Genomic DNA, 15573 nt, shown 5'->3' with positions numbered 1-15573 from the left:
TCTACTGCCTCGGGGTCAGACGGCGACCTGGTTGGGCGGGGGAGCGGGCTTGTCGCCCTCCGTCAGGCTCGCGCCCAGCTTCTCGTCGGCCTCCCGGAAGCTGTCGATGACCGGGGTGATCGCCTGGAGCAGGGCGCCCAGGTCCTCGGACTGGCGCTCGTAGTTCTTCTTGCAGTCCTCGCCGTAGTCCTTGGCCTTGTCCACGAGGTCGCCGGGGCCGATGTCCTCGGACCTGTCCTCGGGGCTCTCGACGTTCTCGCCCGCGAAGGCGTTCTGGATGCGCCACAGGGAGCGCTCCATCTCCTCCAGGGCGCCGACGTCGATCCTCACGACACGTGCCATGCGTACTCCCTTCCTCGGTGTGTGCGGTCCGGGCCCTAGAGGAGGTTCACCTTCTCGTCGAGCTCGGCGTCCCTCCTGGCCAGGTCCGCGCTCAGAGCCTCGGCCGCGTCCAGGGCCGCGCCCAGCCTCTCCAGGTCCTCCGGGCGCTTCCCGTCCGCACGGGCGGCCTCGATCTCCGCCCTCAGCTCGGGGATCAGCTCGCCTTCGAGGAACGCGGCCTGTTCCGCGATGGCGCCCCTCTCCGCGGTGATGGCGACCTCCTCGTCGAGGTACTCGTTCGTGATCAGGTCGCGGAGGTCGTTGCGGACCGCCTGGTGGCCCATCTCCAGCGGGAAGGCCGACAGGTGCGAGCCGACGCCGTCCGTCGGCAGCGCGGTGGTCCCGGAGATCCGACCCTCGGCCAGGCCCTTGGGAACGGCGGTGCCCAACTGGACGACGGCCTGGACGACGTCGGTACCCGTGAAGTCGCCGTCGGCGAACTCCTGCCACGCGATCTCCACCCCCAGGCCGCCGAGGACGTTGACGAAGTTCTTGGCGAGCGTCAGGCGCATCTCCTCCAGCATGGCGCCGAAGCTGTTGAGGTCCGGCCGCACGGGGGAACGGTCCCCGTCCGGGGAGTCCCCGTCCCGCCGGTCGCCGGAGGCACCGGTGCCGTCGTCGGCGCGGGCGCCGGGAACGTCCACCCGGTGCTGCGCGCCCTCGGGAGTGGTCACCCGGACGTGGTCGTCGGTGACGCGCAGGTCGGGACGGCCGTCGCCGCCGTCCACCCGGACCCCTCCCCGGCCGTCCCGGACCGTGCTTCCGTTGCCGTCGGTGACCGTGGTCCGGCCCGAGCGCGTCTGGGTTCCCTCGATGTCCCCCGATCGGAAGCTGACCTCGTCGGCCCCGCGGAACGGGGACGGGAGTCGGCCCGGCTCCGGTCGCACGCTGACGCCCTGGTCGGGGCGGGTGTGTCCGGTCATGCCGCCTTCGGAGTCCGTGGACACGCGCCAGCTCGGCGGGACCCTGCCCGCGTCCCCGGCGGTCTCGCCCATGCGCAGCGGGGGGTTGCCCGGGCTGTCCGGGGAGGGCCCGCGCACGTCGGTACCACGGGGACCGACGCCGATGGTGCGGTCGCCGTCGCGGACGGTGCGGTCCGCGTCGCGGGGCACGTCCACCCGGAGCCCGTCCGCGCGCGTGTGGACGGTGACCCCGTCGCCGGTGGTCACGCGGCCTCCCGTGCCCGAGTGCTCGGCCACCGGCCCGTACGGGGGCGCCGCGTGCGTGGTCTCCCCCCTCCCCAGACCGGGCGAGGTCCCCGGCCGGGCGTCCGTCCGCGTCGTTCCGTCGGACACGTGGGCGCCGTCGGCGGAGCTGCGGGCGTGGACGCCGTCGGGCCCGCCCGCCACCACGCGTCCGGGGCCGCCGGGCCCCTCGGGTCCGGACGCGACCCAGTGGTCGCCGCTCCTCATCGCGGTGGAACCGTCGGGTTCGCGGACGGTCTGGAGCCGGTCCCCCCGGGCGTCCGGGGGCGTGCTCACCGAGGACTGGCCGTCGCGCGAGGTGGTCACGGTCCAGCCCTGGGGGGTGTCCACCCGCAGCGCGGGGTCCGAACCCGGGACGAGGGTCACCCTGGTGCCGCCCGTGAGCACGCAGGGCTGGCCCGTCGCGGGATCGGTGCGCAGCGGCGGGTAGGGGCCGTGGGGGCGGCCGTCGGTGCCGTAGGAGCGCGTGGCCCCGTCGGTTCCGCGCACCTCCACGACGGTCCGGCCGTCCCGTTCGGTGATCCCGACGGCGGCGCCGTCCTCGGTGCGCACACGCCCCGGCGCGGTACGGGTGTCCCCGACGGTGACGTGGCCGTTCGCGTCCTGGACGGCCCTCGGGGTCAGCGAGGGGTTGTCCGTCCTGATCTCGGCGCTGCCGTCCGGCCGGACGACCGCCCTGGAGTCGGCGCCCGTGGCGGTGCCGACACCGTCACGGCCCTGCCACAGGTCGACTCCGCGCGCGCCGTCGGTGACCCTGACCTCGTGCTGGTCGGCCCGGATGCGGGTGTCGCCGGAGTCCACGGTGGCGCTGTCGGTCCCGCGGTCGTAGCTCTGCGAGGTCGCGCCCCCGGTGTCGAGCCGGTAGCCGTCGGGGCCGATCTCCGTGCTCCGGCCGGTGGCGGGGTCGGTCACCCGGGTGCGCGGCACGGCGGAGGAGCCGTCGTTCCCGGGTCGGGAGATCTCCGGGCCCCCGTTCTCGAACCGCAGGTCGACCGGCCCGTCCCCGCTCCGGGTGATGCGGACGTCGCCGTCGCCGCGGGGCTGCTGGACGGTGAGGCCGTCGCCGGTCCGGATGGTGGAGCCGTTCCCGTCCCGGGAGACGGTGACGTCCCCGTCCGCGGTGGGGACGCGGACCTCCCCGTCCCGGTAGGAGGCGCCGGGGGCGCCGTCCGGTCCGGTCAGGGTGACGCCCCGCGGCTCGTCGTTCCCGCCGCGTGAGGCCGTGACCGACGCGCCGTCCGGTCGGGCCACCTGGAAGCCGTCGTCGGTACGCCGCACCGAGGTGCCGTTGACGTCCACCCCGTCGCGGGTGACGTCCATGGTGTAGTCGCCGCCGTCGGCCGGATAGCGGTAGGAGACGCTGCGCTCCCCGTCCGCTCCCCGTCCGGTGCGGTACTCGCCGAAGTCGCCGGAGGCCACGGTGCGGCCGTCCGCCGCTCCCGTGCCGTCGTGCGCGGCGGCGGGCGCGCCGTTGTCGGGGCCGGCCGGGGTGTCCTCCGCCCGCGGTCCCGTGGGCGCTGCGGACCCCTCGTCCGGGCCCGTCCGGCCGGAGGCGGCCGGGGGCTCCTCTCCGGGTCGTCCCGCGGCGGGGGTGTCGTTCCGGTGCGACGCGCGGTCGTCGACCGTCGGCTCCCCGGGCTGGCCCGGGCGCTGGGAGGGCAGGCGTACGCCCTCGCCCGCGACGTTGGCCCCGCCCGTGGAGCCCCCGTACTCGCCCTCGAAGCGCTGGCCCTCGGGGCCGGGACCGCCGTCCGTCGCGTCCGCGGTGGCGGAGGAGGTCGTACCGCCCTGCGGGGAGGCGTCCGGACTGTCCCCCGAGAGGCGGGAGGGATCGGCGGCTCCGGGAGTGCCGCCCGCGTCGGCGGTCGCGGGAGTGCCGCCGGTGTCAGGAGCGGACGGGGTGGTGGCCGGTTCCGGAGTGGCTGAGGTCCCGCCCGTGTCCGAGGTGGACGGGGTTCCGCCCGCGTCCGAGGTCGCCGGAGTGGTAGCTAGTTCCGGAGTGGCTGGGGTCCCGCCAGTGTCAGGAGTGGCCGGGGTGGCGGCAGGTTCCGAGGTGGACGGGGTTCCGCCTGTGTCAGGAATGGCAGTCGGTTCCGGAGTGGAGGGGGTTCCGCCCGTGTCAGGAGCGGACGGGATACCGCCCGCGTCCGGAGTGGCCAGAGCGGCGGCCGGTTCCGGAGTGGCCGGAGTAGCGGCCGGTTCCTGGGTGGACGGGGTTCCGCCCGTGTCGGAGTTGCCGGAGCCCCCGGCAGCGTCGGGAGTGGCCGGAGTGGCCGGTTCCGGGGACGCGCCGTCGCCGACCGTGGGCGCGGGGTCGGACCCCGGAGCGGGGCCGGAGCCGCCGCCCGAACCGTCGGCGCCGCCGAGGAAGGACGGCAGCGATCCGTGGTCGCGGGCGGCGCCGACGGCGGCGCCGGGCACGTTGGTCGCGGCGGCGCTGGCGAGTTCGTACCCGAGGTTGATGTCCTCCCAGGAGGTACCGGCGGCCATCTGGACGGCGATCGAGGAGCCCATACCGACGGCGGTGTCCCGGGCGCCGGTGGTGATGGTCGTGGAGATGATCGGGTGGTCCCGGCTGACGCGGCCCACCGTCGACGTGACGGTCCGGACGGCGCGGTTGCCGCCCACCGCGCCCCGTACCCCGCTGGTGGCGCCCCGTACCGCCGAGGAGGCGCTGCGCACTCCCGAGGAGATGCTTCCGGTCACGCGCGGAGCCGCGGCGGTCAGACCCCGCGTCACCGCGCGTCCGCCGCGCAGGAGCACACCGCCGGGGACGAGGGAGATCAGGTCCAGGCCGAGGGTGGTGACCGTCTCCATGTTGAAACCGAGCTTGCCCTCACGGTGGAGGGTGGACGCGCTGATCGCGAGCGCCCCGAGGGCCAGGGCGATACCCAGGCCCGGGATGAAGATGGCGGCGATACCGCCGACCACGAGGATCGCCGCGTAGATGAGGGGGTTCTCCTCGACCCACGTGACGATCGCGTCGAGCCATCCCCACAGTTCGTTCGGGTCGCCCTGCTTGGCCTCCTCCAGGGCGTTCTTGCAGGTGCTGACGGCGTCGTCCATGTCACCGAGCACCGTCTGGAGGCGCGTGACGTAGGCGTCGCGGACGGGGTCGTCACCGTCCGTCTCCTGCTTCCACTCCTCGGGGTCCTCCAGGGCGAGGTAGGCCTGTTCGGCCTCGAAGACGATGATCCCGCTCTGCTCGCGGGCCGTCTCCAGCGCGCCCGTCCAGGTTTCGAGGGCCTTGTAGCCCTTCTCGTAGGCGTTGTGGGCCTTGTCCAGGTACTTGGGCAGTTCCTCGATGAGTTCCTTGAGGGCGTCGACGGTGCTGCCCTCGCCCAGTTGCCCCTTGTCCAGCCTGCGGAGGTCGGCGGCGGCCTGCTCGGCGGCGTCCGCCAGCCCCTCGTAGAACGTCTTGAGCGAACGTACGTCGTAGGCGGACCACGGAACCGGGTCCCCCTCCCTGTCGAGGAGGTCCCACCTGTGGTGAGTGCGCGGTTGCTTGGCCACGTCCCGTATCGCTCGCTTTCCAGGTCGCAGAACGGCGCGGTTCAGGCGATCTCACACCTGCCACGGGGATGGGGAGGGGACTGTGCGGGCCCGGGGCCGGGGGCGCTCGGAGAGTCCGACATCATAGACTGCCACGCCCACGAGTGAACAGATGCCCCAGGGGCGCGCAAAGTTCTCCCGAACCTCGTAGGGTTTGCCTTCGCCCGTCCCTGACGGTGCCCGCCACCCCGAGGAACCGGCCCCGGGCCCGGCGACGCCGGTCCGCGCGGCCCGGAAGGCGTTCCCCAGCAGCGAAGACAGTCACAGGAGAGAGCGAGTGACCCTGACAGCGGCGGCACGGTCCGGATCTTCGCACGCGCGTCCGGCGCGCGGGGCCATGGCGTTCACGGCGGTCCTCGCCACCTGGTGCGTCGCGTCCGCGGCACCGGCCGCGGCGGACACCGCCACCGGCACCGGCACCTACGACATCTGCCCCACCGTGTACTACTACGTGGTCCCGGAGGGCTCCCCCGGCCTGGAGGGCATCGCCGACCTCGTCCTGGGCGACCCCGAACGCGCGGACGAGATCTACGAGTACAACGCGGGCCGCACCCAGGCGGACGGCGGCGCCCTCGGCGAGGACCGCCAGGTGCTCCCCGAGTGGCGCCTGGTGGTGCCCTTCGACGCCGGCGGCGAGGGCGTCTACGAGGGCTTGGACCCCCTGTGCGTGGTCTCGGTCGACCAGGCCAACGCGCTGGGGCAGGAACCGCCCTCGCCTCCTCCCGCCCCTCCCGCCTACACGCCTCCCCCCGAGGAGGAGCCCTCCGCGGAGGCCGCCTCGGGGGACGCCGCGGCCGAGGAGGAGCCGAGCATCGACCCGCGGCTGCTCGCGGCGGGCGCGGCGGGCCTGGTCCTGCTGACCCTCATCACCCTGTTCTGGCAGCCGATCGGCCGGGCCCTGGCCTGGCCGTTCCGCAGGGTCGCGGCGGCCCGTGCCGACCGTCCGCTGAAGCGGCGGCCCTCGCGCCCGGGAGCGGCCGCGCGGCGGCGCCGGGCCGCGACGGACCTGATCGCCTCCGACCCCGACGCCGCCCGGCGGGCCGGGACCGCGCACGCGGAGCTGGTCGGCGCGCCCGCCGACGTGCCCGTGCGTCCCGTGGCCCTGCTGACCACGCCCTCGGAGACGACCGCCGTGGTACCCGCCGGGGCGACCCCTCCGGCCTCCTCCTGGCGGGCCGTGGACACGACCACCTGGCGCTACGGCAGCGGCCGGTCGTCGGCACCGGTGCGCTTCGGCACGTCCGTGCACACCATGACGGGGGCCGCGCTGCGGGGCGTGCTGGTGTGCCTGGGGCAGAAGGAGGGGACGGACGCCCTGGTGCACGTTGACTTCACCCGCGTGCGCGGGCTGCTGGCGGTCGACGGGGACCCGAAGGTGGCCGCCGACGCGGTGCGCGTGGTCGCCGACGGACTGCACGCGGCGGGCCTGCGGGTACGGGTGCTCAGGCAGGGGCGCCCCCTGCGCTCGCTGGTTCCCGACACGGTCCCGGTGGTGGCGGCCCCGGACCCGATCCACGGGCTGGACCCGGGAACGGAGGCGCCGACGGTGGTGGTGGTCCCGCGCCCGCTGGGCCAGGCCGACGAACACGTGCTGACGAGCCTGCCGCCGGACGTGATCGTGGTCGCCGCGGGCTCCTCGCACGCCGCGCGCTGGCAGTGGGAGGCCTTCGACGACGGCACGGTGCACACGGGCGCGCTGGGGATCGACGTGGTCCTGCGGATGCCCGAGCCCAGGGGCTGAGCCCGTCACCCCGGTGTCCGGAGGCCGCCGCCGGGGCGCTCCCTCGGCACCGCCGGTCAGCTGGCGTCGTCGTCCGGAGCCCCGGAACCCTCCGCGTCGGAGGGCTCCTCGGACTCCCCCTCGGAGGGTTCGTCCGGAAGGGGCCCGTAGACGAAGCGCTGCCGGTCGTGCACGAGGATGGCGTGCCCGCTCTCGGTGACCGCCTCCACGTACGCCGGGAGTTCGTCCTCGACCACGTCCATCGTGACGGCGTCGAGCACCAGTTGCCGGTCCTGTCCGCCGCTGGCGCGGGAGTCCCCGTAGACGAGGCCGTCGAAGGCGAAGGCCGGGGAGATCGACCCCGCCTCCTCCTCCAGGCCCCACAGGACCTCTCCCCCGGCCAGGTCGACCGCGACCACCGGCGCCGCACCGCTGGCCTGGGGCAGCAGGAGGGTTCCGGTGGCCTCGTCGTAGAGGCTGCCCGCGACGCCGTCGGGGTCGAAGGCCCCGGCGACCGGGTTCGTGCCCGGCTCCTCCAGGGTCCACAGGAGGTCGCCGGTGCCGGGGTCGTGCGCGGAGAGGGTCGAGGGCGCCTCGGACTGGGCCCAGCGCAGCAGCAGGACGTCCTCGCCCTCCGGCTCGTCCTCCCCCGGGGCCTCCCCGTCCTCTCCGTCCTCTCCGTCCCCGGCGCTCTCGGACGCGGACTCGCTGGCGGCCTCCGACTCGCTCTCGGACCCGGTGGCCGAGTCCGGTTCGGGAAGCGTGTAGAAGCCGATCACCTGCGGCGCGGGAACCGGGGAGGAGGTGGGCAGGCCCAGGTCCTCGTCCTCGCCCTCGACCGTCCACAGCTCCTCGCCCGCGGTGTCGGCTCCGACGGAGCGGGCGTGCAGGACGGGGCCTCCGGTGGCGAGCAGGACCAGGTCCCCGCGCACGGCCACGGGCACGCCCAGGGCCGGTTCCCCGGGCTCCTCCTCGGCCCCGGACCCCTGCTCCTCCTCGCCGGACCCGGATTCGGCGGACCCGTCCTCGAAGGACCCCTCCTCCGGCTCGGCCGGGGCCTCGAACTCGTAGTCCCACAGCGCGTCGCCCCCGCCGTCGAGCAGCGAGAACGATCCGTGGGGCTCCTCCGCGGTCCACCCCTCGGGGCGGCGCACGGCGAGGCCGTCGAGGTAGGCGTCGCCCTCCCGCGCCGGTTCCCACAGCAGCTCACCGCGGGCGTCGAGGACGAACGGCAGACCGTCGGCGTCCGCCATGAGCAGCACCCGCTCGCCGTCGCGGTCGGTGCCGAAGCCGTCGAGGCGGGCCGCGCCCTCCCACAGGGTCTCGCCGGTGGCGGCGTCGTGCAGCAGGTGGCGGTCCTCGCTGCCGGAGCTGACCAGGAAGGCGTCGCCGACCGGGCTGATGCGCACGCCGAGGGGGTCGGCGAAGATCTCGTGGACGTCGGCGGAACCGCCGTGCAGGTAGCGCAGCACCTCGCCCTCGACACCGGGCGGCGCCTGCCCCTCGAACACGGTGGGGACCGGGGCGGGTTCCTCCCCGGGAGGGGGCGCGGAGGGTTCCGGATCACCGGTGCACGCGGTGGCCAGCAGCACCGCGAGTCCACAGGTGAGGGCCCTGGGCACCCGTGAGCGGCGCATGGACGGTTTCTCCCCACGAACGATGACGTTTACGGCAAATCCTAAGCCGCGCCGCGACGGGCGGACACAGGGAGAGCGAGTCGTTACAGCCATGGGACGTGGCGCGGGCTCAGGGCTCCACCTCGACGACCGTGGTCCCCCGCACCTCGAACTCCGCCCTCCCACCGGTCAGCTCGGCCAGGCGAACCTCGAACCCGGGCAGGTCGGCCTCGGGCAGCGCCACCTCGATCCGGACCCTGTCGGCGTAGGCGACGTCGCGCACGGTCAGGGAGGAGTCGCGCAGGTCGCTCTCCAGGCGCCCGCCGAGCACGTAGTCGGCGAACACGTCCACGACGAGGAGCTCACGGCGCTCCAGGACCCCGAGCGCGTCCACGGCGGCGGACACCGCGTTGCCGTAGGCGCGGATCAGCCCGCCCGCGCCGAGCTTGACACCGCCGAAGTAGCGGGTGACCACGGCGACGGTGTCGGTGATCCCCCTGCGCCGCAGCACCTCCAGCATGGGCAGCCCCGCGGTCCCGGAGGGCTCGCCGTCGTCGCTGGAGCGCTGGACCTCGCCCTGGTCGCCGAGCACGTAGGCGGTGCAGTTGTGGTTGGCGCCCCAGTGCTCCTTGCGGCGCTCGGCGATGAAGGCGCGGGCGGCGTCCTCGGTGTCCACCCTGGCCAGGGCGCAGACGAAGCGGGACCTGCGGATCTCCAGCTCGTGCTCGCCGCCGTGTCTGATCGTTCGCATGTCACCTGTTCGGCAGGGGTCGTGGTCGTCCACCAGTGTCCCACCGCACGCCGTACCGGGCCGCGCCGACAATGGGGGGCATGGACGACTCCTCGATCGACGCCGCGCAGACCCTCGCCGACCCCGTGCGCCGCAGGCTGTACGAGTACGTGGCCGCGGCGCGCGGAGAGGTCAGCCGCGGCCAGGCCGCGGACGCCCTCGGCATCCAGCGCACCCTGGCCGCGCACCACCTGGACCGGCTGGCCGACGCGGGCCTGCTGGAGGTGGCCCGCCGCAAGGTGAGCGGCCGCGAGGGGCCGGGGTCGGGCCGTCCGGCCAAGCTGTACCGGCGGGCGGACCGGGAGCTGTCGCTGCACCTGCCGCCGAGGGACTACGAACTGGCCGCGCGCGTGCTGGCGGAGGCGGTGGAGCGGCACGGGGCCGAGGAGGCCCTGCACGCGGCCGCCCGCGAGGAGGGCCGCCGGATCGGTGCGGGACACCGGGAGGAGCCCCTGGTGGAGCTGCTGCGCGCCCGGGGCTACGAGCCCGAGGAGGGGGCGGCCCGCGCCCCGGGGGACGGCTCCGGGCCGGACGGGGCCCCGGAGGGGGACGGCGGCGTGCGGCTGCTCAACTGCCCCTTCCACACCCTGGCCCGCGCCTTCCCCCCGCTCGCCTGCGGACTCAACCTGGAACTGCTGCGCGGCCTGCTGGAGGGGCGCGGCGAGGACGGCGCGGAGGCCCGGATGGACGCCCGTCCGGGCCGGTGCTGCGTGGTGATTTCCAAAAACAACGAGCATTGACATAGAAGGCCGGCCGTGGTCTGCTGTGTCCCGTGAACGAGACCTCCCCCTCCGGGTACCACCTGGCCCAGATCAACGTCGGCGTCCTCAAGGCCCCCCTCGACGACCCCTCCATGGCGGGCTTCACCGCCCGCATCGACCCGATCAACGCGCTGGCCGACAGCGCCCCGGGGTTCGTGTGGCGGTTGGTGGAGGAGGGCAAGGAGGACGCCACCGGCCTGCGGCCCTTCGGCGGCGCCCTCCTGATCAACTACTCCGTCTGGCGGGACGTGGAGTCGCTGTGGAACTTCACCTACCGCAGTGAGCACCTGGAGCTGCTGCGCGGGCGCCGCGAGTGGTTCGAGCACCTGCGGGAGGCGTATCTGGTCCTGTGGTGGGTTCCCAGCGGTACGATCCCCACTGTCGAGGAGGCCGGGAGGCGCCTGGACCTGTTGCGCGCCGAAGGCCCCACCCCCGAGGCCTTCACCCTCAGGTCGCCCTTCCCGCCCCCGGCAGAACGCGTTCCGCACGCCTAGTTATCCCTCGGGTACCTTGGGTAGTCTTGCGGGCGACCGCTGAGAGCAACCGGGAGTTCCGTCATGCGCATCACACCGTTCGCCGTCGGCCTGGCCCTGACCGCGACCCTCGCCACCGGTTGCGCGCAGTCCGACACCGCGGAGGACGACGGCTCGGTCGCCCAGGAGTCCCCGCAGTCCTCGCCCAGCGCCTCCCCCAGCGTGACCGCGTCGATCTTCCTGCCGCCCGGCGAGGGCGCGGGCGCCATCACCTACGACGAGACCGCCGTGCCCGAGGGAGCCACCTCCGACGTGCAGGTGCGCGCCCAGGACGGGCAGACACACGTGCAGTTCACCGGCACCAGTCTGGAGGGGGGCCGCGACTTCGGCGCCCACGTGCACACCCAGCCCTGCGGCGACGACCCGGCCGACGCGGGCCCCCACTACCAGAACGAGCCCGACCCGGCCGCCACCGAGGACGAGCCCTCCAGCGACCCCGCCTACGCCAACCCCGAGAACGAGGTCTGGCTGGACTTCACCACCGACGACGACGGCAACGCCCGCGCGACCAGCACGGTGGACTGGGAGTTCCGCGAGGGCGAGGCCCGGTCGCTGGTGCTGCACGAGCACCACACCCACACCGGTGAGGGCGAGGCGGGCACGGCGGGCGACCGCCTGGCCTGCGTCAGCGTGGACTTCTGACGGACCGGCGGTCCCCGGAGCGCTCCGGGGACCGCGCCACGGCTCAGCCCGGGACGACCCGGCGCAGCAGGAGCCGCTCCCCCAGCGCCCACGCGCTGGAGGTCAGCAGGTACAGGCCCCCGGCCAGCGGCACGAACGCGGCGACCGCCACGGTCGTGAACTGCATGTAGGTCAGGAGCCCGGGGAGCTGGGGCCGGCCCGGGTCGGCCTCGGCGCCCGCCCGCATCGCGGGCAGCATGAGGTAGCGGCGGTTGGCCCAGGCCACGAGGGCGATCAGGGCCAGGAGCGCGGCGAACACGGGAGTCGCGGACGCCCCGCCCGCGCCGCCCAGCAGGGTCGCGCCCAGTTCGACGCCGCCGAAGGTGTGCGCGAGCATCGCCTCCTCACCGCCGCCCGCGCCGATGAACACGCCGTAGAGGGCGATCATGACGGGGACCTGGGCGAGGGAGGGCAGGCAGCCCGCCAGCGGGGAGGTGCCCGCCTCGGCGTAGACCCGGCGCTGTTCGGCGACGAGCCGTTCGGGGTTCCCGCGGTGCCGGGCGGTGATCCTCGCCAGCTGCGGGGCCAGGCGCGCGCGTGCCTTCTCGGCGCGGACCTGCACCACCCCGAGGGGGACGAGCAGGAGGCGCACGGCCACGGTCAGGGCCACGACGGCCAGCCCGGCGGCCAGGCCCCCGGTGAGGGGGGCGAGCAGTGAGGTGAGGGCGGACAGGACGGTCGAGAGCAGGGTCATGGCGGCCGCGATCGGCCCGAGGCTGTACAAGGCGGGAAGGCCCTTCGTCCGGTGGGAGGGGAACAGACGTCGGGCCGCTCGTGACCGCGCACGCGCAGGGCGCAGCGCACACCCGGGGCGCGGCGCGGGCGCGCGCACGCACACGGGAGCGTGTCGGGGAAGGGGTCAGCGAGCGGCCGGAAGGGCCGCGCCGGGGGCTCTGGGACGGGGCCGCCCCGCCGCGTCGGGGTCACACAGGGTGAGCACGGGCAGGCGCGCGGACCTGCGGCGCATCGCGCGCACCGCTCCCGCGGCGGCGTCGCGCGCCGGACAGGCCCAGGTGCCGCGAAGGACGTACCAGGCGACGGCCGCGCCGACGGCGGCGACCAGCAGCGCCAGGGAGCCGGGGACCGGCAGGAGTTCGGCGGGGACGACGCCCAGCATGAGGAACTCGAAGAACGCGAGAAGGAGGCTCATGACGCCCTCACCTCCCCGTTCCGGTCGAACCGCATTCTATGCGCGGCGGCGGCGCCCCACAACGCCCGGCCGCGCCCCGGGGCGGACGGCGGCGGTCGGCGGGCGCAGAAATCCGCCGACACTCCGCCGGGGCTCCTCTCGGTTCTCGCGAAGCTGTAGCTAAATGACACAGAGTAACCAACTCCGTGCTCGCCGGGAGCCCCGTGCGGGCCGGCAGAGAAGGGGAGTTACCGTGCCGATCCGCCCTGCGAACCTCGCCACCATGTCCGCCACCATCGCCGGAGCGATCGCCGGGCTGTCGAGCAGACAGGACCAGGCTCCCCCGGTCCGGGTCACCTTCGAGTCCGGCTACCAGCAGACCGTGGAGAACGGGGGCTGCCGCACCCTCAAGACGGGGCAGGGGGGCGTCACCGGGATCTCCACGGAGAGCAGGGTCAAGTTCGCGCTCTTCGCGGGCACGAGCTGCCAGGGCAGCCGCGCGCTGGCCTCCGGACACGGCTCGGTGAGCTTCGGCGACCCGGTCCTGGCGGGCGCCATCGTCATCGGCTGAGGGCCGGGGCGGGCGCTCAGGCCCCCGCGGAGCCGCGGATGAGGGCGACGTCCGCGGGCAGGGCCTCCAGGACGTCCCCGGGCGAGCGCAGCACCGCGCCCGCGACCGCGTGGCCCAGCCGCAGCCGCTGCTCCACGGACAGCCCGTCGAGCAGGCCGGACAGGAAACCGGCGGCGAACGCGTCGCCCGCGCCCACCGCCTCGACCACGTCCACCGGCGGGGACGGCACGAACACCGCGCCCTCGGAGTCGAAGCAGGTCGCGCCGTGCTCGGCGTCCTTGACCACCAGGACCGGCACCTCGGGCAGTACCGCCCGCACGTCCTCGGCCGCCGGGGTGCCCCACAGCCGCTCGGCCTCGTCCCGGCCCACGAAGACCACGTCGGCGCGGCGGGCCAGGTCGAGCAGCACCGGCGCGGCGGTCCTGGCCCCCCACAGCGCGGGCCGGTGGTTGACGTCGAAGGAGCGCAGCGCGCCGTTCCCGGTCCGCCGGTCCAGCAGGTGCTCCACGAGCGCGGCGGCGCGCGCGGACAGGGCCGGGGTGATGCCGGACAGGTGGACCACGCCGGGGTCGCGCGCCCACACCCGCTCGGCGTCGGCGGCCGACAGGGCGGAGGCGGCCGAACCGGCGCGGTAGTACAGCACGCCCGCGCCGCCGGGACCGGTGTCCTTGACGTACAGGCCGGTGGGGCGCTCGGGGTCCACCTCCACGCCGGTCACGTCCGCGCCGCACCCGGCGACGGCGCCGGTGACGATGCGGCCGAAGGGGTCGTCGCCGACGCGGCTGACCCAGGCGGCGGTGTGCCCCAGGGCCGCCAGGGCGACCGCCACGTTGGACTCCGCGCCGCCGGTGCCCACGACCAGCTTCGTTCCGGCCGCGAGCGCCTCGGCCGAGGCGAGCACCGCCATGGTCTCGCCGACGCAGACGGCGTCGGCACTGCTGGCCGGCTCGCTCCCCGTGGGGGTCGGGTGCTCGCTCATAGGAGGTTCCTCCGGACGGATCGGCCGGGCAGGCGGTCGGTGCGACGGCCGTCCCGGACGGTGAAGTCTCCCGACACGAGGACGTGGTGGATGCCCCGGGGGGACAGGCGCGGTTCCTCGTAGGTGGCGCGGGCGTCCACGGTGGCGGGGTCCAGGACCACCAGGTCGGCGACGGCGCCGGCCCGGATGACGCCGCGGTCGGTGAGGCCGAGTCTACGCGCGGGCCGGGAGGTGAGGTGGCGGACGCACTCCTCCAACGTGAGCACGCCGAGTTCGCGCACGTAGTGGCCCAGGTAGCGGGGGAAGGTGCCCCAGCCGCGCGGGTGCGGCACGGCGCCGACGAGGATGCCGTCGCTCCCGGCGGTGTGGGAGCTGTGTCGCATGATGGTGCGGATGTTCTCCTCGTTGCCCACCTGGAGCAGGCAGCCGCTGCGCAGCTCGTCGGCCACGAGCAGCTCCATGTAGAGGTCGCCGGGGAGGCGTCCGCGCGTGCGCGCGAGGTCGGCGACGGAGGATCCGACGGCCCAGGACAGCCCGGGGTCGGCGACGCCGGTGACGACGATGGCGGACCAGTCCATGGGGACCCCGTGGTTGCCGTCGGTGCCCTCCTCCTCGATCTCGCGCAGGACGCGGGCGCGGGTGGGGGCGTCGCGCAGGCGCTCCAGGGTGGCGGCGGTGCCGCCGACCTGCACCCAGCTGGGCAGCGGTGCGCCCAGGTGGGTGGCGCTGGCCCGGTAGGGGTAGCTGTCGAGGGTGACGTCGAGGCCGTAGTGGACGGTGGCCTCGTCGATGGCGTCCAGGACCTCGGGGGCGCGGCCGCGGTTCTGCGGGAAGTTGACGTGGCAGTGCGCCAGGTGCAGGGCGACCTGGGCGCGGCGCGCGATCTCCAGGCACTCGCGGTAGGACTCCACGACCCGGGAGCCGTAGTTGCGGTGGTGGGGGCAGTAGTAGCCGCCCGCGGCGCGGACGGGTTCGAGGAGGGCGACGATCTCGTCGTCGGTGGCGTACATGCCGGGGGTGTAGGTCAGGCCGGCGGACAGTCCGTGCGCGCCGTCGGCCATGCCCCGGGCGACGATCCGGCGCATGCGGTCGAGTTCGTCGTCGGTGGGCGGGCGGTCCTGGCCGCCCAGGACGGCCATGCGCACGTTGCCCTGGGGGACGAGGACGGCGGCGTTGACGGGGGCGCCCGCGTCGATCCGGTCGAGGTACTCGCCGACGGTGCGCCAGGAGTGGTCGAGGTCGGGTCGGCCGTTCCACGCGGCGAGCTGGGCGCGCAGTTCCCCGGCGGTGTCGTCGGTGACGGGGGCGTAGCCGAGCCCGTCCTGGCCCAGGACCTCCAGGGTGACGCCCTGGAGGGTCTTGGCCTCGTGCGCGGGGTCGGCGAGGACGGCCAGGTCCGAGTGGGAGTGCATGTCGACGAACCCCGGGGTGACCGCGAGCCCCTCCACGTCCACGACGGTGCCTGTGGTGCGCGCGCCGCCGGGTGGGACGATGTGGGCGATGCGGCCGTCGCGGAGGACGAGGTCGGCGCGGCGGGAGGGACCGCCGGTGCCGTCGACCACCAGTCCGCCGGTGAGTACGGTCTCGGAATGCACTGTTCCTCCGTTCGACGTACCGGTCACTCCGGTGCGGCGCGCGGCCGACCGGTGTCCGGT

Annotated in this window: 13 protein-coding genes; 5 read left to right on the top strand and 8 right to left on the bottom strand. The window is 74.9% G+C overall.

Going from position 1 to position 15573, the window contains the following annotated elements:
* Positions 1-15: 15 nt before the first annotated feature.
* Together ACSTA4_RS01620 and ACSTA4_RS01615 are read right to left on the bottom strand one after the other, a co-directional pair.
* Entirely contained in the window at positions 16-342 is a 327-nt protein-coding gene (locus ACSTA4_RS01620; protein ID WP_444962191.1) for a hypothetical protein, read from the bottom strand.
* A gap of 35 nt (positions 343-377) precedes the next feature.
* Positions 378-5099 carry a hypothetical protein gene (locus ACSTA4_RS01615; protein ID WP_444962190.1) on the bottom strand — a complete coding sequence of 1574 codons (4722 nt, stop codon included), beginning with the start codon at positions 5097-5099 and terminating at the stop codon, positions 378-380.
* 376 nt (positions 5100-5475) lie between these two features.
* On the opposite strand from ACSTA4_RS01615, the gene ACSTA4_RS01610 reads away from it, so the two are divergent.
* Positions 5476-6879, top strand: coding sequence for a hypothetical protein (locus ACSTA4_RS01610; RefSeq protein ID WP_444962189.1), 1404 nt, complete (start codon positions 5476-5478; stop codon positions 6877-6879).
* 56 nt (positions 6880-6935) lie between these two features.
* Here the strand turns inward: ACSTA4_RS01610 and ACSTA4_RS01605 are convergent, their stop codons facing one another.
* Both ACSTA4_RS01605 and ACSTA4_RS01600 read right to left on the bottom strand, forming a co-directional pair.
* Positions 6936-8495, bottom strand: a complete 1560-nt coding sequence (locus ACSTA4_RS01605) for a hypothetical protein (protein WP_444962188.1) — start codon at positions 8493-8495, stop codon at positions 6936-6938.
* 109 nt (positions 8496-8604) lie between these two features.
* Positions 8605-9225 carry a YigZ family protein gene (locus ACSTA4_RS01600; RefSeq protein ID WP_444962187.1) on the bottom strand — a complete coding sequence of 207 codons (621 nt, stop codon included), beginning with the start codon at positions 9223-9225 and terminating at the stop codon, positions 8605-8607.
* Between the two features lie 80 nt (positions 9226-9305).
* Between ACSTA4_RS01600 and ACSTA4_RS01595 the strand changes: the two genes are divergently transcribed.
* The 3 genes from ACSTA4_RS01595 to ACSTA4_RS01585 all read left to right on the top strand — a co-directional run bounded on the left by ACSTA4_RS01595 (position 9306) and on the right by ACSTA4_RS01585 (position 11200).
* Positions 9306-10004: a helix-turn-helix transcriptional regulator gene (locus ACSTA4_RS01595; protein ID WP_444962186.1), complete on the top strand. Its 699-nt coding sequence runs from the start codon at positions 9306-9308 to the stop codon at positions 10002-10004.
* Positions 10005-10024: 20 nt separating this feature from the next.
* On the top strand, positions 10025-10519 hold the full coding sequence (locus ACSTA4_RS01590) for a DUF3291 domain-containing protein (RefSeq protein ID WP_248774759.1): 495 nt from the start codon (positions 10025-10027) through the stop codon (positions 10517-10519).
* A 63-nt stretch (positions 10520-10582) separates the two neighbouring features.
* Complete coding sequence (locus ACSTA4_RS01585) at positions 10583-11200, top strand: superoxide dismutase family protein (protein ID WP_444962185.1); 618 nt, start codon at positions 10583-10585, stop codon at positions 11198-11200.
* A 43-nt stretch (positions 11201-11243) separates the two neighbouring features.
* Here the strand turns inward: ACSTA4_RS01585 and ACSTA4_RS01580 are convergent, their stop codons facing one another.
* The gene (locus ACSTA4_RS01580) at positions 11244-11963 is read right to left on the bottom strand and encodes a YidC/Oxa1 family membrane protein insertase (protein ID WP_444962184.1); all 720 of its coding nucleotides are present in this window, start codon (positions 11961-11963) and stop codon (positions 11244-11246) included.
* A gap of 135 nt (positions 11964-12098) precedes the next feature.
* Positions 12099-12389: a DUF6412 domain-containing protein gene (locus ACSTA4_RS01575; protein ID WP_013156479.1), complete on the bottom strand. Its 291-nt coding sequence runs from the start codon at positions 12387-12389 to the stop codon at positions 12099-12101.
* A 232-nt stretch (positions 12390-12621) separates the two neighbouring features.
* On the opposite strand from ACSTA4_RS01575, the gene ACSTA4_RS01570 reads away from it, so the two are divergent.
* A complete protein-coding gene (locus ACSTA4_RS01570) occupies positions 12622-12939 on the top strand; it encodes a hypothetical protein (RefSeq protein WP_013156478.1) in 318 nt (105 codons plus the stop codon).
* 16 nt (positions 12940-12955) lie between these two features.
* Here the strand turns inward: ACSTA4_RS01570 and ACSTA4_RS01565 are convergent, their stop codons facing one another.
* Both ACSTA4_RS01565 and ACSTA4_RS01560 read right to left on the bottom strand, forming a co-directional pair.
* Positions 12956-13918 (bottom strand): sugar kinase, encoded by a 963-nt coding sequence (locus ACSTA4_RS01565; protein ID WP_444962183.1) that lies wholly within the window; start codon positions 13916-13918, stop codon positions 12956-12958.
* Complete coding sequence (locus ACSTA4_RS01560) at positions 13915-15513, bottom strand: N-acyl-D-amino-acid deacylase family protein (protein WP_444962182.1); 1599 nt, start codon at positions 15511-15513, stop codon at positions 13915-13917. Before ACSTA4_RS01560 ends, ACSTA4_RS01565 begins: the two co-directional genes overlap by 4 nt.
* Between the last annotated feature and the right edge of the window lie 60 nt (positions 15514-15573).

It is taken from the genome of Nocardiopsis sp. M1B1, from assembly GCF_052466615.1.
This window is presented reverse-complemented; position numbering and strand designations above follow the sequence as displayed.